Genomic DNA, 22,282 nt, shown 5'->3' on the forward strand with positions numbered 1-22,282 from the left:
GGCCGGTCCCGTTCGGGCCGCGCCGCCGTGCCTCCGCCGTGCCGCCCGCCGGAACATCCGCCGATCACGCGTCCGGGGCGCCGCCGCGGCGCACCAGTGCCTCCAGGCCGTCAAGCAGGGTCTCCAGGCCGAAGACGAAGTCGTCGTCGGGAGTGCCGACGGCGCCCTCGAACACGCCATCCTCCAGGATGGCGTGCAGTTCCGGGAAGCGGCCGGGATCGGTGAGGGCGGTGAGCATGGCGCCGTAGCCGCGCACGACCTCCGACTCGGAGGTCGACGCCTCCTGGAACGCCGTCGCCAGCTCGTGGGTCATCCTCACCTCGGAGCGGACATAGTTGCTGAGCAGGATGATCAGCGAGATCCGGGCGCCTCCGTCCAGGCCCATGCCGCGCATGGCGCGCAGCCCGGCCTCCATCCAGCGCACGTTGTTGGGCATGATCGGCGGTCCGGTGATCGGCGCCCGCAGCAACCAGGGGTTGCGCCGCATCGTCGCGCGCAGCGCCCACACCCAGGCCGACAGCGCCGCCCGCCAGCCCTCCTCGGGACCCGGCAGTCGCGGCGGCCCGCCCATGACCTCGTCCAGCATCAGCGAGAGCAGGGCGTTCTTGGACGGCACATACCGGTAGAGCGCCATCGTCGAGGCGCCGGCCTCCGCCGCGACCCGGCTCATCGAGACCGCCTCCAGGCCCTCGGCCGAGCCGATCCGCACCGCGGCGTCGATGATCCCCTTCAGGCTCAGGGCGCGTTTGGGCCCCTTGCCGGGGCGCTCGCGCAGCCCCCAGGCCAGTTCGATGCTCTCCGGCAGGCCGCCGTCGGGCTCCTCGCTCATCACATCCCCGGGGTTGACCGCACTTCCTTGGATGTGTATACCCTACGCAGTACCGCGTATGCCATACACAGTAACGTGTACTCCATACACAGAAAGGCTCTCCATGAGCGACCGACCGGCGCAGACCGCCATCGAGGCGATCGGGCTGCGCAAGTCCTACGGGTCGATGACCGTTCTGGGCGGCATCGACCTGCGCGTCACCAGGGGCACCGTGTTCGCCCTGCTGGGCCCCAACGGCGCGGGCAAGACCACCGCCGTGCGGATCCTGTCCACGCTCACCCCGCCCGGCGGCGGCACCGCCCGCGTCACCGGCCTCGACGTGGTCGCCCAGCGCAAGAAGGTGCGCCGTGCGATCAGCCTGACCGGCCAGTACGCCGCCGTCGACGAACTGCAGACCGGCGAGGAGAACCTGCGCATGATGGGTCGGCTGCGCAAGCTGCCGCGCGCCCAGGCCCGCCGCCGCGCCGCCGAACTGCTGGAGCGCTTCGACCTCACCGACGCGGCCCGGCGCCGCGTCGGCACCTACTCCGGCGGCATGCGCCGCCGCCTCGACCTGGCCGCCGGACTGGTCACCGATCCCGACGTGCTGTTCCTGGACGAACCCACCACCGGCCTGGACCCGCGCAGCAGGCGCGCCATGTGGGACGTCGTCGGCGACCTCACCGCCGGCGGCGTCACCGTCTTCCTCACCACCCAGTACCTGGAGGAGGCCGACCGGCTCGCCGACCGCATCGCCCTGCTGGACGCCGGGCGCGTCGTCGCCGAGGGCACCGCCGCCGAACTGAAGGACCGCGTCGCCGGACAGCGCCTCGACCTCATCGCCACCGGCCCCGACGCCTACGACGCCCTGACCGCCGCACTCGGCACGCGCACCACCCACCGCGACCCGGCCAGGCTCACCGTCGGCGTCGCCACCGACGGCGGCGCCGCCCACGTACGCGCCCTGCTCGACGAACTCGACCCCGCGGGCACGGCCGTCGAGCGCTTCGCCGTCCACGACACCACGCTGGACGACGTCTTCCTCGCCCTCACCGGCCGCGCCGCCACCCCCGACCGGCCCGGCGACCAGACCCCCGAGCAGACCCCCGACCAGGCCGGCAAGGAGGCCTCCGTTGTCTGAACTCGCCGCCTGGCCCGTCCTGGCCGGACGCAGCCTGCGCCTGACCGTCCGCAACCTGGACGCCCTGCTCACCGCCGTGCTGCTGCCGGTGATGGTGCTGCTGCTGTTCGTCTACCTGTTCGGCGGCGCCATCCGTGCCGGCACCCCCCAGTACGTCACCTACGCCGTCCCCGGCGTCCTGGTCATGTGCGCCTCCTACGGCGCGTCCATGACGGCGGTGATGGTCGCCGGCGACCTGAAGGAAGGCATCGTCGACCGGTTCCGCTCCATGGACGTCGGCGGCCGGATGCTGCTGTCGGGCCACATCACCGCCAGCACGATGCGCAACCTGTTCTCGGTGCTCATGGTCTTCACCGTCGCGTTCGCCATCGGCTTCCGGCCCGGCGCCGGCCCCGCCGCCTGGGCCGCCGCCCTCGCGGTCCTGACCGCCTTCATCGTGGCCATGGCGGCGCTGTCGGCCGCGGTCGGCCTGCTGGCCCGCACGCCCGAGGCCGCCAGCGGCTTCACCTTCTTCGTGCTGTTCATGCCCTACCCCAGCAGCGCGTTCGTCCCGATCGACACGATGCCGGACTGGCTGCACGGCTTCGCCCGCAACCAGCCCGCCACCCCCGTCATCGAGAGCGTGCGCGGCCTGCTGCTCGATCAGCCGGTGGGCGACCGCCCCTGGGTCGCGCTCGCCTGGTGCGCCGGGCTGCTGCTGGTCGCGATCGCGTGCTCGGGCCCGCTGTTCCGCCGCCGCACCCGCTGACCCCGGTCACCCGCCGACGCGCCCCGGCCCTAGTCGGCGCCGTGCCGCTCGGCGATCGCGTCGATCCGCGCCGCCAGATCGAAGTCACGGCCGGTCAACCCGCCCGCGCTATGGGTGGACAGCGCGAAGGTCAGGGTCCGCCAGCGGATGTCGATGTCGGGATGGTGATCGGCCTCCTCGGCCGCCCGGGCGACCTCCCCCACCAGCTCGATCCCGGCCATGAACGACGGTGCCTTCACCCGGCGGCGGATCTCGTTCCCGTCCCGCGTCCAGTTCGGCAGCTCCTTGAGACGGCCGGTGACCGCCGCGTCGTCGAGCAGATCTGCCATCGTCGCGTCCCCTCCGCTCGTGGTCTCCCTTCCGAGTACATCACGCGGGACGCGCCGCGCCGGACCCCGGGCAGGGGCCCGGCGCGGCGATCAGGAGCGCGGCGCCGTCAGGTCGTAGAGAGTCGTGCCGCCGACCGTGGTCGCGGCGAAGTTCCCCCGTACCCACTCGTCGATCCGCTGCGCGGCGTCGCTGCCGCTCCGGGCGCGCATCATCATGGATCCGCCGCCCACGAAGTAGTGGATCCGCTTCGCCGCGACGTACGCCTTGAACCGCTCCAGCGTCGGCGCCGGGTCCGTCCCGTTGAACCCGCCCACGGCCATGACCGGCTCACCCGTTGCGAGCTGGTAACCGGAGGCGTTGTTGGAACCGACGGCTGCCGCGACCCAGGTGTAGGAGCCCGCGCCGGCCTTCAGCAGCGCGGTCACCTCGGCGCTGGGCGTGGCGCCGTTCAGCAGCCCGCCGGGACCGCCGCGAGGGCCGCCGCCTCCTGGGCCCCCGTCCCGGGGCGCGCCGCGGCCGTCGGTCCGTCCGGGGAACCGCGCAGCACCCGGCGGTATCGCACCCGGCGGCGGCGCTCCGAACCTGGCCCCTCCCGCCCGGCCGCCCGGGCCCTGCCTCCCACCGGGCATCCCACCGGGCCCGCGGCCGCCGCCCGGACCGGGCCCGGTCGCAGGGCCCGCGGTGACGATCGCGCCGGTGTGCGGAGTGGACACGGTGTCCAGCGCGTAGGCCGCGGGCCCGGCGAGCACGCCGGCGACCGCCGCCGACCCCGCCAAGGCGGCGAGCCGGCGCGGCAACCGGCCCACCGCCACCAGCAGACCGGCGCCCACCACCCCCGCCACGAGCACGACCGGCTTCAGCCACGGATACCACTCCCCGGTACGGCCGAGCAGCACGTACGCCCACCCCGCCGACACCAGCACCACCCCCGCCAGCACCGCCGACGCGGCCAGGTCGCCGCGCCGCTCCCACAGCATCCCGGCGCCCATCCCCACCAGCGCCGCGATCGGCGGAGCCAGCGCCACCGTGTAGTACTCGTGGAAGATCCCCTGCATGAAACTGAAGATCACGCCCGTGACCAGCAGCCAGCCGCCCCACAGCGCCAGCGCCGCGCGCACCGGATCGGTGCGCGGCGCCCGCCGCGTCAGCCACGCCCCCGCCACCAGCAGCAGCAGCGCGGCCGGCAGCAGCCAGGAGATCTGGCCGCCGATCGCGGCGCCGAACATCCGCGCCGGCCCGGCGTCCTGGTTCAGATTGCCCAGCCCGCCGACCTCCTCGCCGTTCAGCCGCCCCAGCCCGTTGTAGCCCAGCGCCAGCTCCAGCACGCTGTTGTTCTGCGACCCGCCGACGTAGGGGCGGGACGACGCCGGCACCAGCGCCACCACGGCCACCCACCAGCCGGCCGACACCACCAGCGCGGCCCCGGCGAGGAGAAGCCGCCACAGCCTGCGCCGCACCGGCCCCGGCGCCGCGACCAGGTACACCAGCGCGAACACCGGGACGACCAGGAACGCCTGCAGCATCTTGGCCAGGAACCCCGCGCCCACGCACGACGCCGCGAACACCAGCCACCGCGTCCTCGCGTCCTCCTGGGCCCGGACCATGCCGTACGCGCCCAGCGTCAGCAGCAGCACCAGCAGCGCGTCGGGATTGTTGAACCGGAACATCAGCGCAGCGACCGGCGTCAGTGCCAGCACGGCCCCGGCCAGCAGCGCCGCACCGGCCGGGAACCGCCGCCTGACCGCGGTGTACACCGTGCCCACGGTCGCCACGCCCATCAGTGCCTGCGGCACCAGGATGCTCCAGGAGTTGACGCCGAACACGCGCGCGGCCAGCGCCATCGGCCACAGCGCGCCCGGGGTCTTGTCCACCGTGATGGCGTTGGCGGCGTCGGACGAGCCGAAGAAGAACGCCTTCCAGCTCGTCGCCCCCGCCTGCACCGCCGCCGAGTAGAACGAATTCGCCCAGCCCGAGGCGCCCAGCCCCCACATGTACAGGACCGCGGTGCACGCCAGCAGGGCCAGCAGCGCGGGGCGTTCCCACGGCGGATCGTGCTCGGCGCCGCGCAGCGCCCGCAGGACCGCCCTCCGCAGACGGCCGGAGGCGGGCGCCTTACCCCGTGCACCGGGACGGGCGTCGGGCAAGGTGGTCGTCATGATGAATTCCTTCTGTGAACGAGGGACGCAGGCCGAAGGTCAGCCCAGCTTGTAGAGCCGGGCGCCGCTGTCACCGCCGGAGGAGGAGGCAGAGGACGAGCCCCCATAGGCGCCGGCGTCGACCAAGGTGCCGTTCTGCTGCACCCACTCGGTCACCTCCGAGCTGCCGCCGCCCGGGCCGCCCCGCCCCTGCCCGTTGACGAGGACGTAGCGGAGCTTGCCGCTCGTGACGTACTCCTGCAGCTTGGCCACGGTCATCGCCGGGTCCCGGCCGGTGAAGCCGCCCATGGCGATCACCGGCTCACCGGTCTCCAGGATGATCGAGGACGCTTCCATCGAGCTCGCCACCGCGACCAGCCATGCGGCGCCGTTCCGGTTCTGGCGCAGGTAGTCGATCATCTGCTCGCTCACCCGCCCACCGCGACCACCGCCGGGACCGCCGCCGAAGCCCATGCCACCGGGCGGCATGGCGTTGAGGGGTGGGGCGTTGAGGGGTGGGGCGTTGGGCGGCAGGGCGCCGGGAGACGGCGCGCCACCGGGCATCGGGCCGCCGGGGAACCTGCCGTCGCCGGGCATCCCGCCCGGACGGCCACCGGGACCGCCGCCGAAGCCCGTCCTGGAGACCGGGCCCGCCAGCGGGTTGGTGCCGTTCACCTGGGACGAGGCCGCCGACACCGCGAACGCGGCCGGTCCCGCCAGCCCCGCCACCAGCGTCAGCGCCAGCCCGGCGACGGCCACCCGCAGGCCACGTCCACCCAGCGTCCGGCCCGCAACCAGCGCCGCCACCGCCAGGACGGTCACCGCGGCGACGGCCCAGCGCAGCCACGGGTTCCACTCCGGCGTACGGCTCAGCAACACCCACGACCACACCCCTGTGATCGCCACTCCGGCAGGGAGTACCCACGCCCACGCCAGTGACCGCCGGTACGCGTCGTACAGCAGCACCGCGCCCCCGCCCGTGAGCGCTCCGATCGCCGGGCCCATCGCGGTGGCGTAGTACGGGTGGAAGACGCCCTTGGCGAAGCTGAACACCACGAAGTGCACCGCCAGCCAGCCGCCCCACAGCAGCAGCCCAGCCCGCGCCAGGTCGGCGCGAGGCCGCTTCCACAGCAGCACCAGCCCCGCCACCAGGGCGATCGTCGCGAACGGCAGCAGCCACGAGATCTGGCCGCCCAGCGTGTCGTTGAACAGCCGCCCGGCACCCGGCGCGCCGCCGAAACCGCCGCCCCCGCCGGGGCCTCCGGAACCACCGCCGGGACCACCGCCGGGCCCGCCCTCCTCTCCGAGGATCCGGCCCAGGCCGTTGTAGCCGATGACCAGGTCCCAGACCGTGCCGTCGCTGCTTCCACCGATGAACGGCCGCCGGTCGGCCGGGAGCAGGTCGACCACGACCATCCACCAAAAGCTCGACACCGCCAGCACCGCACCGGCCGCGAGCAGATGCCAGACCCGGCGCAGCACGTCCGGCCTGGCCGCCACCAGGTACGCCAGCGCCAGAGCGGGGACGACGAGGAACGCCTGGAGCATCTTGGTGTTGAACCCGCAGCCGACGAAGAACGCCGAGGCCGCCAGCCAGCCCAGCCGCCCGGACTCCACGGCCCGCTGGCACGCCCACGCCGCCAGCACCAGCAGCAGCACCAGCAGCGTGTCGGGGTTGTTGTCACGGTTGATCGCAACGGTGATCGGCGTCAGCGCCAGCACCCCGGCCGCGATCAGCGCCGCCGGACGGCCGAACGCCCGCCGCACCGTCGCGTGCAGCACGGCGACGGCGGCGACACCCGCCAGTGCCTGCGGCAGCAGCAGGCTCCACGTGCCGAACCCCATCACCCGGGCGAACAGGCCCATCACCCACAGCGCCATCGGCGGCTTGTCCACGGTGATGAACGACCCGGAGTCCAGGGCGCCGAAGAAGAACGCCTTCCAACTCTGGGTGCCGCTCTTCACCGCCGCCGAATAGTAGGAATTGGCGTACCCGCCGGACGACAGGTCCCACGCGTACAGCACGAAGGCCAGCAGCAGGATCGCCCAGAGCGCGGGCCTGGCCCAGTACGGGTCGTTCGTGCCGCCCAGCAGGAACCGCCGCAGCCGCCCGGGCCGGTCCCCGGGGTCGGCGCGTTGTGCGGGCTCGGTACGGGCGGATTCGTCACGCGGGCCGGCGGCCGTGTCCTTGCCGGTTCCAGTACCGGTTCCGGTGAAGGTCATCGCACCTGCTCCTTGTTCACGTCCTGGTTCACGTCCTGCGCGTGCTGCGCCTTCTTCACTTCGCGGGGCCGCCGGGCGCGCCGGCCCAGACGGCGCGGATGGAAGATCCACGCGCGCATCAGCAGGAAGCGGACCAGCGTCGCGACCCCGTTCGCGGTGACCAGCGCGGCCACCTCGACCGGCCGGGCCGCGCCCGGCACGGTCGCGTGCAGCACCGCGAGCCCGCCCGTGCTCAGCGCCAGCCCGAGCAGGAACGCCAGCCCGCCTTCCAGCTGCTGCCGGAACGCGCCCTCGGGACCGGTCACCCCGAAGGTGAAGCGCCGGTTGGCGGCCGTGTTCCCGACGGTGGTGATCACCAGCGACACCGCGTTCGCCCACAGCGGGCCCATCACCGTGCGCAGCAGCACGAACAGCACCAGCTGCGCCAGCGTGCTGAACACCCCGATGATCGCGAAGCTGGGCAGCTGCCGCGCCATCCCGGCCGGCAGCTGGGGGCGCGGCCGCCCGCCCACCGGCGCGCGGAACGCCCCGGTCAGCATCCGCCGCCCGACCCTGGCCATGCCCTTCAGATCGTCCAGCGCGGTGCGCAGCACGTCGACGCGGCTGTCGGGATCGTCCACCCAGTCCACCGGGACCTCGTGGATGCGCAGCCCGTTGCGCTCGGCCAGCAGCAGCAGCTCGGTGTCGAAGAACCAAGCCTCGTCCTCGACCACGGGCAGCAGCGCCTGCACGATCTCGGTCCGGGCGGCCTTGAAACCGCACTGGGCGTCGGAGAACCGGGCCGCCAGCGCGGTGTGCAGCAGCAGGTTGTAGCAGCGGGAGACGAACTCGCGCTTGGGCCCGCGCACCACCGCCGACCCGCGCGACAGCCGGCTGCCGATCGCCAGGTCGCTGTGCCCGGAGATCAGCGGTGCCACCAGCGGCAGGAACGCGTCCAGGTCGGTGGACAGGTCCACGTCCATGTAGGCGACCACGTCGGCGTCGCTGTGGCTCCACACATGCCGCAGCGCCCGGCCGCGGCCCTTGAGCTCCAGCCGGACCGCGCGCACGTGCGGCAGCCCCGCCTCCAGCTCTCCGGCGATCCACCAGGTCGCGTCGGTGCTGGCGTTGTCGGCGATGGTGATCCTGAACGAGTAGGGGAAGGTCGCGTCCAGATAGTCGTGCAGGCGCCGGACGCTGGCCTCCAGCACGCGTTCTTCGTTGTAGACGGGGACGACCACTTCGACGAGGCGCCCGCGGCCGGCGCCGTCGTCGGGACGGTCCGGTTGCGCCCCGGCCGTGGCGGCCGGATCGGTGACGACTTGACTCATGCGGCCAAGGTGTCCCGGTGGTGTGGGAGGGGCCTGAGCCGATCATTAATCCCGGATGAGAAAGGCGGTCCGCCCGCCGGATCGCGCCTCGCGGGCCCGGTTCAGTCGTCGCGCACGGGTTCGCCGGGCAGCCACATCCGCGCGATGGTCCCACCGCCCGGGGCCGGGTCCAGGCGCACCCGGCCGCCGCCCTCGGTGACGACCCGGGCCACGATCGACAGGCCCAGGCCGGAGCCGGGCAGGCTGCGGGCCGAGGGGGAGCGCCAGAACCGTTCGAACACGTGCGGGAGGTCCTCGGCCGGGATCCCGGGGCCGTGGTCGCCGACGCTCAGCTCGCCGCCAGCCAGGCGCACCCGGATCCTCCCGCCCGGCGGGCTGAACTTCACCGCGTTGTCGAGCAGGTTCACCACGGCGCGCTCCAGCGAGGCCGGGTCGCCGGTCACGTACCAGGGCGCGGTGTCGGACTCGATGGTCAGGCTCGGGCCGCGCAGCCGGGCCCGTTCCACCGCCCGGCCCGCGACCTCGTGCAGCGCCACGGTCCCGTGCGCCGGCTCGGCCTCCTCCGGGCGGGCCAGCTCCAGCAGGTCGCCGACCAGGCTGGACAGCTCGCGCATCTGCGCCTTGACGCTCACCATCAGCCGGTGGCGGGTCTCGGCGGGCAGCTCCCGCCCGGACGCCTCCGCCCGCAGCAGCAGGTCGATGTTGGTGCGCAGGCTGGTCAGCGGGGTGCGCAGCTCGTGCCCGGCGTCGGCGATCAGCTGCTGCTGGTGGTCGCGGGAGGCGGCCAGCGCGGCGGTCATGGTGTTGAACGAGCGGCTCAGCCGGGCGATCTCGTCGGCGCCCTCGATCGGGATCCGGGTGCCGAGATCCTCGGTGCGGGCGATGTGCTCGGTGACCGCGGTCAGCTCGTCCACCGGCCGCAGGGAGGCCCGTGCGATCAGCAGCCCGGTGCCCGCCGAGGCCAGCACGCCCACCGCGGTGACCGCGACCAGCGCCAGCGCCAGCCGGTTCAGCGGCTGCTCCACCTGGTCCAGCCGCAGCGCGAACGACACCGCCGCCCGGGTGCCGTCGGCGGCCACGAAGGCGCGGGTGTGCACCCGTACGTCGACCCGCTCGCCGTCGGTGGTGACGCCGGTGCCGTCATGGACGGCCGATTCGGTCTCGCCCCTGGCCACCCGCGTGTCGGCGGGTGTGACGGTGAGCGACCCGGTGTTGGGCACCGTGCACGCGCGGCCCCGGGCGTCGACCAGCTGCATGATCTCGAACGGGCCGGGCGGCCGCAGCTCGGCGGTGGTGGTCGTGGCGGTCGGGCTGCAGCGTTCCAGCGCGTTGGACAGTTCGAGGGAGGGGGGCCGGACGCGGGGCGGGGCGTTCTTCCGCGGCTCGCCGGGCGGGACGTGGTCGCGGCCGTCCGGCAGGTTCGGCGCGCCGCTCAGCGCGCCGAGCCTGCGGTCGAGCTCCTTGTAGAGCTGGTCGCGGACCAGGAACCAGCTGGCCGTCGCGCACCCGGCCACCGCCACGGCCACCGCCACCGCGATGAGCAGCGACAGCCGGCCGCGCAGCGACAGCCGTCTCATCCCGAGGCCGATCGCAGCACGTAGCCGACGCCGCGCACGGTGTGGAGCAGGCGGGGCAGCCCGTCGATCTCGGTCTTGCGGCGCAGGTACATCACGTACACGTCCAGAGAGTTGGAGGCGGGCTCGAAGTCGAACCCCCACACCGTCTCCAGGATCTGCTCGCGGGTGAGGACCTGGCGGGGGTGCAGCAGGAACATCTCCAGCAGCATGTACTCGGTGCGGGTCAGCTCCAGCGGCTTGCCGGCCCGGGCGACCTCGCGGGTCACGGTGTTCATCCGCAGGTCCTCCAGCGCCAGGACCTCGCCGGGCCTGCGGCCCGCCGGCGCCGCCAGGGCGCTGCGCCGCAGCAGGGCGCGGATGCGCGCCAGCAGCTCGTCCAGCTCGAACGGCTTGGCCAGGTAGTCGTCGGCGCCGGCGTCCAGCCCGGTGACCCGGTCGCCGACCATGTCCCGGGCGGTCAGCATCAGCACCGGCATGGTGGCGCCCTGGGCGCGCAGCCGGCGGCAGGTGGTCAGGCCGTCCATCCGTGGCATGAGGATGTCGAGGACGACCAGGTCGGGCATGTCCCGTTCGACCCACTCCAGCGCGATGGCGCCGTCGGCGGCGGCGCCGACCCGGTAGCCCTCGAACTCCAGGCTGCTGGTCAGCGACTCCCGTACCGCGGGCTCGTCGTCCACGATGAGTATCCGGGCGGGCGCCGCGCCGGGGGTCCCAGGCTCCATGGACACAACGTAGCCAGCCCTGACATGCGGTCATGCCGCCCGGGGGCGTTTCTCACGGCAATCTCAGGAACTTCTCAGGTGGCGGGGCCGGCGCCGGTGGCCGCCGCCCAGGGGTCGTCGTCGCGGTCCTCGCCGGCGGGCTCGGGGTCGGGGGCGGTCCCGAAGGCCGCGGTCGCCTTGGCGGCCCGGCCGATCATGCCGGTGAAGGCGACGAGGGTCTCGCCGGCCTGCTCGACGTCCTTCTCCTCGGGGCGCCGCACCGGGCCCGCGGCGCTGGTCCAGGTGGTCTTCGCGACGTCAACGACCACGTCCCGGGTGACCTCGAACACCAGCCCGCGCAGCCGCTCGCGCATCGCCAGCCTCAGGGCCTCGCGCATCAGCTCCGCCATGACCGTCTCGACAGCGGTGACGGCGGCGCGGACGGCCAGCTCGCGGGTGGTGCGGGCGACGGCGCTGCCCGCCACCGCGGCCAGCAGCCCGCCGGCGGTGCGCATCGTGCCGCGGACGGTGTCGCTCCCGGCGGCCCGGCCGGCGGCCTCGGCGACGGCGTCGACCGTGGAGGCGGTCACCGGTGCTACCGCGGCCGCCTCGCGGGCCCGCCCGCCGACGGTGGCGGCCAGCTCGCGGGCGGTGTCGCGGGCGGTCTCCCGGACGACCCGCAGCACGACGTCGCGGCCGGCGTCCAGGGCCACGTCGACGGCGACCTCGGCGACGGTGTCGATGGTGGAGTCGACGACCGCCTTGGTCGCGGCCTGCACGACGGGCGCGGCGACCGCGCGTCCGGCCACGTCGAGGGCGGTCGCGGTGGCGGCGCGGGCGAACGGGTTGCGGGCGGCGAGCCGGGCCGCGGCGACGGCCATCGGGTGGGCGGCGGCCTGCCCTGCGATGGTCATGGCGCCGGTGGTGACATCGAGGGCCGCGCCGGTGACCGCGTTGGACTCGGCCGCGGCGCGGGCCTCGGCGACCGCCTTCTCCGCCGCCGCGGTGGCGACCTTCACCGCGGCCTCGCGGGCGGCCTGCTCCACGGCGCGCATCGCGGGGGTGCCGGAGATCTGCTCGACGATGGCGACCGCGGCGCGGCCGGCGGCGTCCCGCGCGGCCTGGCGGACCGGCTCGCTGACGGTGCCGGCCAGCCGGGCGGCCTCCGCGGCGGCCGGGCCGACGCCGTTCCACAGCCCTTCGATCCGCTCCGCCGCGGCCTGGTCGAGCCGGGAGGCCAGCGGCCGGTCGTCGCCGGCGCGGGTCAGATCACCGGCACGGGCGGGCGGTGCAGGGTCAACGTCGTGCGGCGCGATCGCACCGGGCTTCTCCGCCTGTTCGTCCACGGCAACGCCCCCACGCTGGTCGAGTCTTTGACATCACCATAACCGGCACTGACGCGTTTCATCCCTTTCGTTCCCCGCCCGGCGTCAGCGGCCGCACTCCCGGCAGGACGGCCGGGTCAGCCGGTGGTAGGCGAGGGCCGCGACCGCCATCCCGATCCCCCAGACCAGGTAGGCGGGCACGGCGAACCAGAAGAACGTCTCCGGCAGGTCCAGGCCCCCGGAGGGCGGGAACGGGTTCCGTCCCCGCAGCCGCTCGGAGATCATCTGGAGCAGCGTCAGCCCGAAGTACACGATCAGCCCGGCGGAGACCCCGGCCGCGGGCCACAGCACCATCCGCCGGGGCACCGGACGCCCGCCCAGGCCGGGGAACCGGCGCGGCCAGGTCCTTCCCCACGAGTGCACCAGCGACAGCGGCAGCAGGCAGCCGCCGAGCAGGAACCCGATCTCGAACAGCAGCGCCGAGACGTCCGAGGCGAGCGGGGACCGGTCGAGGCCGACGGCGAGCTGGGCGCCGATCCGGACCACGCAGCCCGCGACGGCGCCGTACGCCGCCGCGAACGCCCAGGCCGGCATGCCCGTCGGCGCGGTGGGCGAGTCCTGCGCTCGACCGCACACGGCGCAGCCGTCCCGGGTGCGGCGCTGGTACGACAGCGCCGCGAGCCCGACGATGGCGCCGCCGCCCAGGCACCCGGCCCGGCTCAGTGCCCCGAGCGGGAAGAACTCGATGCCCAGACCCGGCAGGAGCCCGCCGACCACGTCCAGCAGCGCCATCGCCGCGACCGCCACCAGGGTCAGGGCCGCCGCCCACGCCGCCAGCAGCAGCACGCGCCGGGGCGCCCCCGACAACCGCGGCCTCGCCATCCCGGCCAGCAGCAGCCCGGCCGCCGCGCACAACGCGACGACTCCCCAGCCGTTGAGGAACACCAGGTCCTCGCCGATCGGAGAGAGTTCCGACGGCCGGTGGCCCAGTTCCCAGTAGGCCTGCAGTAGTCCGTAGGCGAGCAGCCAGGGGATGCCGATCGCCGCCCACGTGCTCGGCCGGGACGGTCGCAGCGAGATCATCATTGCCGCCATGGGCTCGATCCTCGACGGCGGCACGGGGCCGTGCCTCCCCATCAGAGCCCAACCCGCTCCCCCGCGCGGGGGAGAAGGGGCACCGAAGCCGCTGCCGGCAGGAATCGAGTGGAAGACCTCGAGGTGATCTTGTAGCCTGCAATGAGGAGCAACGGACCTATGGGGAGGTGAGGTGAATGGCCGTCGCGGTGATCGCTGCTGCGCGCAGCATTCCGGCCATCCTCATTTCCCGGGCCCTGGGCTGACCCCTTCACGGCCGTCTCGCCGGGGCCCCTTCACGCAAGGGTTCATCAACCGTTGTCCTCTGCATCTTCGCAGGCCCTCACCGCCTATGGCTGGGACGAGTGCCTGGAGAACGACTTCACCCGATACCGCGACGCGGGGCTGATCCCCGCCCGCATCGCGGCCGTCGACCGCGGCCGCTGCGATGCGATCACCGAGACCGGCCCGCTGCGGGCCGACACCACCACCGTCGAAGGCCCCTGCACCGGGGACTGGGCCGCGCTGCGGCCCGGGGGGCGACCCGCGGTCGCGGCGCTGCTCCCCCGCCGTACCGCGATCGTCCGGGCCTCGGCCTCGGGCGAGTCGCGCGGGCAGGTGCTGGCCGCCAACGTCGACACCGTGGCCATCACCGTCTCCATGGCCGAGCCCGTCGACCTGGGACGGATCGAGCGGCTGCTCGCCCTGGCCTGGGAGAGCGGCGCCCGGCCCGTGATCGTCCTGACCAAGGCCGACCAGGTCGCCGGCCCCGCCGAGGAGGCGGCGCTGACCGAGCAGGTCGCCGCGGTGGCGCCCGGCGCCGACCTCGTCTCCTGCAGCGCCGCCACGGGCGCCGGCGTCGACATCGTCACCGCCGTCCTCACCGGCACGATCGCGCTGATCGGGGTGTCGGGCGCGGGCAAGTCCACCCTCGGCAACGCGCTGCTGGGCGCCGAGGTTCTCGCCACCGGCACCGTCCGGGAGCAGGACGGCAAGGGCCGGCACACCACCGTGCGCCGCGAGCTGCGGCCGCTGCCCGGCGGCGGCGTGCTGATCGACACGCCCGGGCTGCGCGGCGTCGGGCTGATCGACGCCGCCGCGGGGCTCCAGCGCACCTTCGCCGACGTGGAGGGGCTGGCGCTGGACTGCCGCTTCACCGACTGCGCCCACGACAGCGAACCCGGCTGCGCGGTGCTCGCCGCGGTCGAGGCGGGCGGGCTGCCGCGGCGGCGGCTGGACAGCTACCGCAAGCTGCAGCGCGAGAACGAGTGGATCGCCTCGCGCGGCGACGCCCGGCTGCGCGCCGAGCGCGCCGGCCGGTACAAGGAGCTCAGCAAGTCGCTGCGGCAGCGCTACAAGATCGAGGGGAAGAAGCGGTGAGCGACGCCATCGAGTGGAAGACCCGGCCCGAGACCGGCCGGGACGTGCCGGCCGTGCGGCGGGTCGTGCTGGCCGCCTTCCCCACTTCGGAGGAGGCCGACCTGGTGGACGCCCTGCGCGCCGACCTGGCCTGGCTGCCGGGCCTGTCCTGGGTGGCCGAGACGCCCGGCGGAGAGGTCGCCGGCTACGCGCTGCTGACCCGCTGCCGGGTCGGCGGCGCGGACGCCCTCGCGCTGGCCCCGGTGGCCGTGCCGCCCCGGTACCAGAAGCGCGGCGCGGGCGGCGCGGTGACCCGGGCCGCGCTGCGGGCGGCCGCTGAGCGGGGCGAGCCCCTGGTCGTGGTCCTCGGGCATCCGGAGTACTACCCCAGGTTCGGGTTCGTCCCGGCCTCGCGGCTGGGGATCCGGGCGTCGTTCGAGGTGCCGGACGAGGCGCTGATGGCGCTGGTCCTCGACGATTCCGTGCCCGCCGCGTCCGGCACGATCGAGTACGCGGCGCCCTTCGGCGTCTGATCCGCGCCCGTCCGGCGGGGCGTGCCCCGCCGGACGGGCCGTTCAGCGGCCCTTGCGCTTGTAGGTGCGGACCGACAGCGGCATGAACACCGCCAGCAGCACGGCCGACCACAGCAGCACGGCCGCGACGGGATGCGCGATTGGCCAGGCCACGTCGCCCGTCGCCACGCCCGGATTGCCGAACAGCTCCCGGGAGGCGGCGGTGAGCGCGCTGACCGGGTTCCAATCGGACAGGAACCGCAGCCAGGCCGGCATCCCCTCGGTCGGGACGAACGAGTTCGACAGCATCGTGAAGGGCAGGACCAGGGGCATCAGCTGGTCCGCGGTCTGCTCGTTCTTCACCACCAGGCCGAGGTAGCAGCCGACCCAGCTCAGCGCGTACCGCAGCACGCACAGCAGCACGAACGCCTCGACGGTCGGCAGCACTCCGCGATGCGCCCGCCAGCCGACCAGGAGCCCGGCCGCCGCCATGATGCCCACGCTCAGGAAGCCGGTCAGGACGTCGGCGCCGGTCTGCCCGAACGGCACCGCCGACCGGGCCATCGGCATCGAACGGAACCGGTCCATCACGCCCTTGGAGGCGTCGGTGGCCACCTGCATCGTGAGCGCCATGACGGAGGTGAAGGTGACCATGGAGAACAGGCCGGGCATCAGGTACTCGCGGTAGTTCCCGCCGCCGGGCACCTGGATGGCGCTGCCGAACACGTACCCGAACAGCACCACCATGATGGCGGGGAAGATCAGCGCACCGATCAGGGCGCCGGGTTCCTGGCGCATGCGGCTCAGCTCGCGGCCGACGAGGGTGAGCCCGTCGGCGAGGGTCCAGCGCACCCGTTCCAGGGTGGAGGGCGCCGCGAACGTCTGGACGGTGGTCATCACACGCCCTCCTTGATCTTCTCGGGTTCGGCGCCCGCGGGTTCGGCGGGTCCGGCGGTGGCGGGCTGGCCGGTCAGGCGCAGGAAGACCTCGTCCAGCGTCGGGCGGCGCACGCTCACGTCGGCGGCGGCGACTCCGGCGCGGTCCAGTTCCCGCACGACGTCGGCCAGCCGCACCGGCGCCTTGGCGCCGCCGTTCAGCGGGACGCTGAGCCGGCCGGTCTCCGGTGCGGCCTCCGGTTCCCCGCCGGTCAGGCCGCCCAGGACGGTCGCCGCGCGCGCCACCAGCGAGGCGTCCTCCAGCGCCACGTCGAGCCGGTCCCCGATGCTGCCCTTCAGCTCGTCGGGGGTGCCGTCGGCGATCACGCGGCCGTGGTCGACGACCGCGACGGCGTCGGCGAGCCGGTCGGCCTCGTCGAGGTACTGGGTGGTCAGCAGCACCGTGGTGCCGTCGGCGACCAGTTCCCGGATGCTGTCCCAGATCTCGTTGCGGCTGCGCGGGTCGAGGCCGGTGGTGGGCTCGTCCAGGAACAGCACCTGGGGGCGCAGGATCAGGCTGGTGATCAGGTCGAGCCGGCGCCGCATCCCGCCGGAGTAGCCGAGCACCTGCCGGTCGGCGGCCTCCATCAGCCCGAAGCGTTCCAGCAGCTCGTCGGCCCGGCGGCGGGCGTCGGCGCGGGACAGGTGGTAGAGCCGGCCGAACATGCGCAGGTTGCCGCGCCCGGTGAGCTTCTCGTCGACGGCGGCGTACTGGCCGGCCAGGCCGATGAGCGCGCGCACCCGGTCGGCCTTGCGGACGACGTCGTGCCCGGCGATGCGCGCGGTGCCGCCATCGGGGTCCGACAGCGTGGCCAGGATCCGGATCAGGGTCGTCTTGCCCGCGCCGTTGGGGCCGAGCACGCCGCAGACCCGGCCCGCGGGCAACGCCAGGTCGAGGCCGCGCAGTGCGTGGGTGTCGCCGAAACGTTTGCGCAGTCCCTCGGCGACCACGATGGGTTCCGCCATGTCCCCTCCATTGGGTACGTCGTACGCGGTTTAATGACGGCAGGCTAAACAACCGAGTACGGCGTACGCAACTAAGATTCCGAAGGAGGAGGTGAGGCCGGGTGGCCGACGGCACCGAGCGAGGCGATGACACCGGGGACGACACCGGGTACGTGAACATCTGGATGCGGCCCGAACGGCCGTCCCGGGGACCGCGTCCGGCCTACAGCCGCGCGCAGATCACCGAGACGGCCGTGCGGATCGCCGACGCCGAGGGGCTGGAGGCGGCGTCCATGCGCCGCATCGCCGCCGAGATCGGCACCGGGGCGATGTCGCTGTACCGGTACGTGCCCGGCCGCGACGATCTGATCCAGCTGATGGTCGACCACGTGATGGGCGAACTCGACCCGCCCGACCGGCCCTCCGGTGACTGGCGCGCCGACCTGACCCTGCTCGCCGGGCGGAGCCGGGCGATGCGGCTGCGGCACCCGTGGCTGTCGGAGGCGCAGCACGGACGGCCCTCGTTCGGGCCCAACGAGCTGCGGGTGCTGGAGTTCGGCGTCGGCGCGCTCGACCTCGGCCTCCCGATCGACGACATGCTCGTGCTGTTCGGCCTGGTCATGGGGTATGTGGACAGCGCCGTCCAGGACGAGCTGGCCTGGGAGAAGGAACACCGCCGCAGCGGGCTGAGCAAGGAGGGCTGGATGGGGCGCAGCGCGCCCTACGTCCACCAGCTGATCAACAGCGGCGAGCACCCCATGCTCACCCGCATCGTCAGGGACGCGCGGCAGCCCCACATGGGCAGCGAGGCCGCCTTCCGCCACGGCCTGGAACGCGTCCTCGACTGCGTCCAGGCCGCACTCCCACCCGTGCCGTCCCTGCCATTCCCCTCCCCGCCGAAGCCTCGACACGATGACGAGCGGACGGGCGAGCACGGGTGATCGAGACGGATTCTCCTGTCAGCGGTCCAGGCGGCGGTAGCGGCGTACCGACAGCGGCAGGAACACCGCCACGATCACCAGTGGCCAGGCCACGGCCAACAGGATCGGATGCTGCGCGGCCCAGGAGTCCCCGCCCAGGCCCGGGTTCCCGAACAGCTCCCGGCAGGCGGCGACGGTGGCCGACAGCGGGTTCCACGCGGCGAGTGCGCCCAGCCAGCCGGGCATCTGCTCGGGCGAGACGAAGGTGTTGGCGACCATCGTCAGCGGGAACAGCGGGGCCCAGGCCGCCGCGGCGGCCTCCGGCTTGATCATCAGCCCGACCAGGATGCCGACCCAGATCAGCGCGAACCGCAGCAGCAGGAGCAGCCCGACCGCGGCCAGCGCCCGGACCGGCCCCTGGTTCCACCGCCAGCCGACGGCCAGGCCGCAGCCGATCAGGATGGCCAGTTCCAGCGCCGAGTTGATCAGGTCGGACAAGCTGCGCCCCAGCACCACCGCCGACGGGGACATCGGCATCGAGCGGAACCGGTCGGTCACGCCGTAGGAGGCGTTGGTGGAGACCGCGGTGAGCGTGGTCGCGACGCCGAACATCATGGTCTGGCCGAACAGGCCCGGCATCAGGAACTCGCGGTAGTCGCCGCCGCCGGCCACCACCATCGCGCTGCCGAAGACGTAGCCGAACATCAGCACCATCATCAGTGGCCAGAGCAGCTGATAGGCGATCACGGCGGGGTTGCGCAGCCAGTGGATCAGATCGCGGCGGGCGACCGTCCAGCCGTCGGCGAGCGCCCAGCGCAGCCGGGCCTGCGGCGTCCTCGGCGCGGCGGGCGCGGTGAGCACCGTCGTCATGCGGCCTCCTCAGGGACGGCCTCGGCGGGGACGGTCTCGGCGGCACGGTGGCCGGTCAGGCGCAGGAACACCTCGTCGAGGGTGGGACGGCGCAGCGCGACGTCCTCGACCGCGACACCGTCCCCGGCGAGCGTCGACATGATCTCGGTCAGCGCCTCGACGCCGTCGCGCACCGGGGCGTCCACCCGCCGGGCGTCCCGGTCCACGCGGGGCTCGGCGGCGGTGACGCGGGCGACCACCTCGGCGGCCCGCGCGAGTGTCTCCGGCTCGTGCAGCACCAGGTCGATGCGGTCGCCGCCGGTCTGCGCCTTGAGCCGGGCGGGCGTGTCGTCGGCGATCACCCGGCCGGAGTCGATCACCGCGATCTGGTGCGCCAGCCGGTCGGCCTCCTCCAGGTACTGGGTGGTCAGCAGCACGGTCGTGCCGCCCTCGACCAGCGCCCGGACGCTCTGCCAGACCTCGTTGCGGTTGCGCGGGTCCAGGCCGGTGGTGGGCTCGTCCAGGAACAGCACGCGCGGGGAGAGGATGAAGCTCGCGGCCAGGTCGAGCCTGCGGCGCATGCCGCCCGAGTAGTGCTTGACGCGGCGGCGCGCGGCCTCGGTCAGCCCGAACCGCTCCAGCAACTCGTCGGCCCGGCGCCGGGCGGTACGGGCGTCCAGGTGGTAGAGCCGCCCCCACATCTCCAGGTTCTCCCGGCCGGTGAGGATCTCGTCCACGGCCGGATGCTGCCCGGCCAGCCCGATGCGCCGGCGGACCTCGGCCGGCTCGCGGGCCACGTCGTGCCCGGCCACGCGGGCCCGGCCGCCGTCGGCCCGCAGCAGGGTGCTGAGGATCCGCACGGCGGTGGTCTTGCCCGCGCCGTTCGGCCCGAGCAGGCCGCACACCGTGCCCTCCCGTACCGCCAGGTCGAACCCGTCGAGGGCGACGGTCGCGCCGAAGCGTTTGCGGACCCCCTCGACGACGACCGCGGATGTCGGTTGCTGCACAGGCAACTCCTTATTTGGGACATCAATGTCCCATTCAGGGTGGCACAGCTCTCATGTTGGTTGTCAAGTGATACGTTTTGGTGCGATGAGCACGACCGAGATCCCCGAGTCCGGCACCCGCGGCCGCACCCGCCGCGCGATCCTCGCCGCCGCCGCCTCGGTGCTGGCGCGCGACCACGGTGCGACACTGGCCGACATCGCCGAGGCCGCCGACGTGGGGCGCAGCACCCTGCACCGCTACTTCCCCGACCGCCAGGAGCTGATGAAGGCCGTCGTCGAGGACTCCCTGGAGGTCCTCGGCCGCTCGGTCGCCGAGGCGCAGCTCGAGGACGGCCCGCCGCTGGAGGCGATGCGCCGGCTCATCGCGGCCATGGTCGGGGCCGGCGACCGGATCCTGTTCCTGTGGGGAGACCCCCGGGTCCTGGCGGAGTACGGCCCGCGCGCCGACGACGGGTGCGAGGACGGCGCGCTCCCCGTCGACGACCCGGTGCTGCGGCTGATCGAGCGCGGTCAGGCCGAGGGCGCGTTCGACCCCGACGTCGCCCCGGCCTGGATCCAGCAAGTGCTCTGGGCCCTGGTCTTCACCGGGTATGAGAACGCCGACAAGGGCCTGATCCCCCGGCACGGCGTCACCCCGACCGTGGTCCGCACGTTCGAGAACGGCATCAGGCACCGGACCTGACCGCGGTCAGGCGGCCCCGGAGGCGCGGGCGGCGCGACCGCTCAGCTCCCGCAGATAGTCGATCAGCTCCTGCGGCTCGTGCACCTCGAACTCGCAGCCCAGCATGATCAGCCGGCTGGCCAGCCACTCCAGGGTGTCGCTGTTGCCGTTGAGGCGGCACCGGTGCTCGTCGATCGGCTCGATCTCCTCGGGACTGTCCCCCAGCCGCCCGCGCACCCGCTCGGCGGGCAGATGGAGGGTCGCCACCGCCCGGTAGGCGGGCGCAAACGAGTAGAGCTTGTCCAGGACGAAGGCGGCCGCGTCCCGACCGGGCGGTTCGCGCGGCTCGAACCGCTGCCCGATCGGACGCGGCTCGCTCACCCGGTCCACCCGGAAGATCCGCCAGTCGTCGCGGTCGTTGTCGTGGGCGACCAGGAACCAGCGCCGTCCCATCGGCACGAGCCGGTGCGGCTCCACCAGGCGCCGGCTGCGGACGCCGCTCATCGACTCGTAGGCGAAGCGGAGCCGTTCACATCCCGCGGCGGCCGCCGCCAGCACCGCGAGGATCTCCGGGTCGACGGCGGGACCGGCCGCGGCGGGCAGCGGGACGGTGGCCGCGTTGAGCGTCCCGACCCGGTGCCGCAGCCGCGCCGGAAGCACCTGCTCCAGCTTGGCCAGGGCCCGCAGCGACGCCTCGCCGATGCCCTCGACCGCATGCCCGGCGGCCGTGCGCAGCCCGACCGCGATCGCCACCGCCTCCTCGTCGTCCAGCAGCAGCGGCGGCATGGCCGTGCCCGCGACCAGCCGGTACCCGCCGACCGGGCCCATCGTCGCCTTCACCGGATAGCCCAGCTCGCGCAGCCGGTCGATGTCGCGCCGGATGGTGCGCGGACTGACCCCGAGGCGCTCCGCCAGCTCGCTCCCGGCCCAGTCGCGCGGCGTCTGCAGCAGCGACAGCAGGTTCAGCAACCGCGCCGAAGTGTCTCCCATGCCTTCGAGCATGCCCGAAGTAACGGACAGAAGCTGACCTATACGGTTGACCTCAAGATGGCTTGAGGTTTGAGGGTGGGGGCAAACGATCTGAAGAGGTGCGCCCATGACCGCCGACCCCGGCTACTACTCGATCATCGACTACACCGTCGACGGCCCCGAGACCCAGCGCGAACTGGTCGAGGCGTTCGCCGAGATCCAAGAACGCTGGGTCCGGTTCTACCCCGGCTACCGGTCCGCCCGCTTCCTGGTGAGCCTGGACGGCACGCGCGTCTACAACCTGGTGCACTGGGCGAGCGAGGCCGACTTCAGGCACTTCGAAGAGGTCTCCGACAACGAGGGCCGGATCGCGGCGATCCAGAGCGCCCTGGACGGCTTGAAGGGCGAGGCCGAACCCCGCATGACCGGATCTCCCCGCTACACGGTCGCGCGCGAGGTCGGCCCGGGGCCGCGGGAGACGGGGTCGTGAACGGCCGCCATCAGCTCATAAGGATTACCCGGCTTGAGCACGAAGCCGCTCGCACCGCCGTCCAGCGCGGATGACGGCCTCGTCATCGGCGCCCGGACCGCCCGGCGGGCGTAGCGGCCCCGCCCGCGACATCACGCAGAACCTAACGTCGTGGTTGAGGGTTTTGCTGCACTGCTTTCGCAGTATCTGGGATGACTTCGGCGAAAGGTTCAATAAGCAGTTCAATGGCAAACTTGAAGGCATGAAATCAGTGGCGCACAATG

The 22,282-nt window shown here is 73.6% G+C and carries 21 protein-coding genes; 7 read left to right on the forward strand and 14 right to left on the reverse strand.

Translation table 11 applies throughout. From position 1 onward, the window contains the following. Positions 1 to 64 precede the first annotated feature (64 nt). Positions 65 to 829: a TetR/AcrR family transcriptional regulator gene (locus tag ABD340_RS32420; protein WP_344594164.1), complete on the reverse strand. Its 765-nt coding sequence runs from the start codon at positions 827 to 829 to the stop codon at positions 65 to 67. 103 nt (positions 830 to 932) lie between these two features. Between ABD340_RS32420 and ABD340_RS32425 the strand changes: the two genes are divergently transcribed. Together ABD340_RS32425 and ABD340_RS32430 are read left to right on the forward strand one after the other, a co-directional pair. Further along, a complete protein-coding gene (locus ABD340_RS32425; protein ID WP_344594166.1) occupies positions 933 to 1,949 on the forward strand; it encodes an ATP-binding cassette domain-containing protein in 1,017 nt (338 codons plus the stop codon). Then, the gene (locus ABD340_RS32430; protein ID WP_344594168.1) at positions 1,942 to 2,697 is read left to right on the forward strand and encodes an ABC transporter permease; all 756 of its coding nucleotides are present in this window, start codon (positions 1,942 to 1,944) and stop codon (positions 2,695 to 2,697) included. Before ABD340_RS32425 ends, ABD340_RS32430 begins: the two co-directional genes overlap by 8 nt. A 29-nt stretch (positions 2,698 to 2,726) precedes the next feature. On the opposite strand, the gene ABD340_RS32435 is transcribed toward ABD340_RS32430, so the two are convergent. The 8 genes from ABD340_RS32435 to ABD340_RS32470 all read right to left on the reverse strand — a co-directional run bounded on the left by ABD340_RS32435 (position 2,727) and on the right by ABD340_RS32470 (position 13,393). Then, a complete protein-coding gene (locus tag ABD340_RS32435; RefSeq protein WP_344594169.1) occupies positions 2,727 to 3,026 on the reverse strand; it encodes a 4a-hydroxytetrahydrobiopterin dehydratase in 300 nt (99 codons plus the stop codon). Positions 3,027 to 3,116: 90 nt separating this feature from the next. Further along, positions 3,117 to 5,183, reverse strand: a complete 2,067-nt coding sequence (locus ABD340_RS32440; RefSeq protein ID WP_344594171.1) for an ArnT family glycosyltransferase — start codon at positions 5,181 to 5,183, stop codon at positions 3,117 to 3,119. A 39-nt stretch (positions 5,184 to 5,222) separates the two neighbouring features. Beyond that, positions 5,223 to 7,385, reverse strand: a complete 2,163-nt coding sequence (locus ABD340_RS32445) for a glycosyltransferase family 39 protein (protein WP_344594173.1) — start codon at positions 7,383 to 7,385, stop codon at positions 5,223 to 5,225. After that, entirely contained in the window at positions 7,382 to 8,695 is a 1,314-nt protein-coding gene (locus ABD340_RS32450; protein ID WP_344594174.1) for a bifunctional glycosyltransferase family 2/GtrA family protein, read from the reverse strand. The genes ABD340_RS32445 and ABD340_RS32450 overlap by 4 nt, the downstream gene beginning before the upstream one ends. Positions 8,696 to 8,796: 101 nt before the next feature. Next, positions 8,797 to 10,272, reverse strand: a complete 1,476-nt coding sequence (locus ABD340_RS32455; RefSeq protein ID WP_344594176.1) for a sensor histidine kinase — start codon at positions 10,270 to 10,272, stop codon at positions 8,797 to 8,799. After that, positions 10,269 to 10,994: a response regulator transcription factor gene (locus tag ABD340_RS32460; protein WP_344594177.1), complete on the reverse strand. Its 726-nt coding sequence runs from the start codon at positions 10,992 to 10,994 to the stop codon at positions 10,269 to 10,271. The genes ABD340_RS32455 and ABD340_RS32460 overlap by 4 nt, the downstream gene beginning before the upstream one ends. A gap of 74 nt (positions 10,995 to 11,068) precedes the next feature. After that, positions 11,069 to 12,319 (reverse strand): hypothetical protein, encoded by a 1,251-nt coding sequence (locus ABD340_RS32465; protein WP_344594178.1) that lies wholly within the window; start codon positions 12,317 to 12,319, stop codon positions 11,069 to 11,071. An 84-nt stretch (positions 12,320 to 12,403) separates the two neighbouring features. After that, complete coding sequence (locus ABD340_RS32470) at positions 12,404 to 13,393, reverse strand: hypothetical protein (protein WP_344594179.1); 990 nt, start codon at positions 13,391 to 13,393, stop codon at positions 12,404 to 12,406. 297 nt (positions 13,394 to 13,690) lie between these two features. Between ABD340_RS32470 and rsgA the strand changes: the two genes are divergently transcribed. Together rsgA and ABD340_RS32480 are read left to right on the forward strand one after the other, a co-directional pair. Continuing rightward, complete coding sequence (rsgA, locus tag ABD340_RS32475; RefSeq protein WP_344594181.1) at positions 13,691 to 14,752, forward strand: ribosome small subunit-dependent GTPase A; 1,062 nt, start codon at positions 13,691 to 13,693, stop codon at positions 14,750 to 14,752. After that, complete coding sequence (locus ABD340_RS32480) at positions 14,749 to 15,264, forward strand: GNAT family N-acetyltransferase (protein ID WP_344594182.1); 516 nt, start codon at positions 14,749 to 14,751, stop codon at positions 15,262 to 15,264. The genes rsgA and ABD340_RS32480 overlap by 4 nt, the downstream gene beginning before the upstream one ends. A 42-nt stretch (positions 15,265 to 15,306) precedes the next feature. Here ABD340_RS32480 and ABD340_RS32485 read toward each other — a convergent pair whose 3' ends face one another. Next, the gene (locus ABD340_RS32485; protein ID WP_344594184.1) at positions 15,307 to 16,140 is read right to left on the reverse strand and encodes an ABC transporter permease; all 834 of its coding nucleotides are present in this window, start codon (positions 16,138 to 16,140) and stop codon (positions 15,307 to 15,309) included. Continuing rightward, positions 16,140 to 17,144 carry an ATP-binding cassette domain-containing protein gene (locus ABD340_RS32490; protein WP_344594186.1) on the reverse strand — a complete coding sequence of 335 codons (1,005 nt, stop codon included), beginning with the start codon at positions 17,142 to 17,144 and terminating at the stop codon, positions 16,140 to 16,142. The genes ABD340_RS32485 and ABD340_RS32490 overlap by 1 nt, the downstream gene beginning before the upstream one ends. 101 nt (positions 17,145 to 17,245) lie before the next feature. Between ABD340_RS32490 and ABD340_RS32495 the strand changes: the two genes are divergently transcribed. Beyond that, positions 17,246 to 18,064 carry a TetR/AcrR family transcriptional regulator gene (locus tag ABD340_RS32495; protein ID WP_344594187.1) on the forward strand — a complete coding sequence of 273 codons (819 nt, stop codon included), beginning with the start codon at positions 17,246 to 17,248 and terminating at the stop codon, positions 18,062 to 18,064. Positions 18,065 to 18,082: 18 nt separating this feature from the next. Here ABD340_RS32495 and ABD340_RS32500 read toward each other — a convergent pair whose 3' ends face one another. Together ABD340_RS32500 and ABD340_RS32505 are read right to left on the reverse strand one after the other, a co-directional pair. Further along, positions 18,083 to 18,913 carry an ABC transporter permease gene (locus ABD340_RS32500; RefSeq protein ID WP_344594188.1) on the reverse strand — a complete coding sequence of 277 codons (831 nt, stop codon included), beginning with the start codon at positions 18,911 to 18,913 and terminating at the stop codon, positions 18,083 to 18,085. Next, positions 18,910 to 19,899 (reverse strand): ATP-binding cassette domain-containing protein, encoded by a 990-nt coding sequence (locus ABD340_RS32505; RefSeq protein ID WP_344594190.1) that lies wholly within the window; start codon positions 19,897 to 19,899, stop codon positions 18,910 to 18,912. The genes ABD340_RS32500 and ABD340_RS32505 overlap by 4 nt, the downstream gene beginning before the upstream one ends. Before the next feature lie 85 nt (positions 19,900 to 19,984). On the opposite strand from ABD340_RS32505, the gene ABD340_RS32510 reads away from it, so the two are divergent. Continuing rightward, positions 19,985 to 20,581 (forward strand): TetR/AcrR family transcriptional regulator, encoded by a 597-nt coding sequence (locus tag ABD340_RS32510; protein WP_344594191.1) that lies wholly within the window; start codon positions 19,985 to 19,987, stop codon positions 20,579 to 20,581. Positions 20,582 to 20,587: 6 nt separating this feature from the next. Here ABD340_RS32510 and ABD340_RS32515 read toward each other — a convergent pair whose 3' ends face one another. Next, positions 20,588 to 21,550, reverse strand: a complete 963-nt coding sequence (locus ABD340_RS32515) for a helix-turn-helix transcriptional regulator (protein WP_344594192.1) — start codon at positions 21,548 to 21,550, stop codon at positions 20,588 to 20,590. A 106-nt stretch (positions 21,551 to 21,656) separates the two neighbouring features. Here ABD340_RS32515 and ABD340_RS32520 point away from each other — a divergent pair, with 106 nt between their 5' ends. Next, entirely contained in the window at positions 21,657 to 22,019 is a 363-nt protein-coding gene (locus tag ABD340_RS32520; RefSeq protein ID WP_344594193.1) for an antibiotic biosynthesis monooxygenase family protein, read from the forward strand. Positions 22,020 to 22,282 lie beyond the last annotated feature (263 nt).

The organism is Actinomadura vinacea, from assembly GCF_039532545.1.
Classification (GTDB): domain Bacteria; phylum Actinomycetota; class Actinomycetes; order Streptosporangiales; family Streptosporangiaceae; genus Spirillospora; species Spirillospora vinacea.

What these genes read in the sequence shown, in the direction of transcription:
- ABD340_RS32420 (WP_344594164.1), bottom strand. Translation starts at nt 829, where the DNA reads ATGAGCGAGGAGCCCGACGGCGGCCTGCCGGAGAGCATCGAACTGGCC.
- ABD340_RS32425 (WP_344594166.1), top strand. Translation starts at nt 933, where the DNA reads ATGAGCGACCGACCGGCGCAGACCGCCATCGAGGCGATCGGGCTGCGC.
- ABD340_RS32435 (WP_344594169.1), bottom strand. Translation starts at nt 3,026, where the DNA reads ATGGCAGATCTGCTCGACGACGCGGCGGTCACCGGCCGTCTCAAGGAG.
- ABD340_RS32440 (WP_344594171.1), bottom strand. Translation starts at nt 5,183, where the DNA reads ATGACGACCACCTTGCCCGACGCCCGTCCCGGTGCACGGGGTAAGGCG.
- ABD340_RS32445 (WP_344594173.1), bottom strand. Translation starts at nt 7,385, where the DNA reads ATGACCTTCACCGGAACCGGTACTGGAACCGGCAAGGACACGGCCGCC.
- ABD340_RS32450 (WP_344594174.1), bottom strand. Translation starts at nt 8,695, where the DNA reads ATGAGTCAAGTCGTCACCGATCCGGCCGCCACGGCCGGGGCGCAACCG.
- ABD340_RS32455 (WP_344594176.1), bottom strand. Translation starts at nt 10,272, where the DNA reads ATGAGACGGCTGTCGCTGCGCGGCCGGCTGTCGCTGCTCATCGCGGTG.
- ABD340_RS32460 (WP_344594177.1), bottom strand. Translation starts at nt 10,994, where the DNA reads ATGGAGCCTGGGACCCCCGGCGCGGCGCCCGCCCGGATACTCATCGTG.
- ABD340_RS32470 (WP_344594179.1), bottom strand. Translation starts at nt 13,393, where the DNA reads ATGGCGGCAATGATGATCTCGCTGCGACCGTCCCGGCCGAGCACGTGG.
- ABD340_RS32485 (WP_344594184.1), bottom strand. Translation starts at nt 16,140, where the DNA reads ATGACCACCGTCCAGACGTTCGCGGCGCCCTCCACCCTGGAACGGGTG.
- ABD340_RS32490 (WP_344594186.1), bottom strand. Translation starts at nt 17,144, where the DNA reads ATGGCGGAACCCATCGTGGTCGCCGAGGGACTGCGCAAACGTTTCGGC.
- ABD340_RS32500 (WP_344594188.1), bottom strand. Translation starts at nt 18,913, where the DNA reads ATGACGACGGTGCTCACCGCGCCCGCCGCGCCGAGGACGCCGCAGGCC.
- ABD340_RS32510 (WP_344594191.1), top strand. Translation starts at nt 19,985, where the DNA reads ATGAGCACGACCGAGATCCCCGAGTCCGGCACCCGCGGCCGCACCCGC.
- ABD340_RS32515 (WP_344594192.1), bottom strand. Translation starts at nt 21,550, where the DNA reads ATGGGAGACACTTCGGCGCGGTTGCTGAACCTGCTGTCGCTGCTGCAG.
- ABD340_RS32520 (WP_344594193.1), top strand. Translation starts at nt 21,657, where the DNA reads ATGACCGCCGACCCCGGCTACTACTCGATCATCGACTACACCGTCGAC.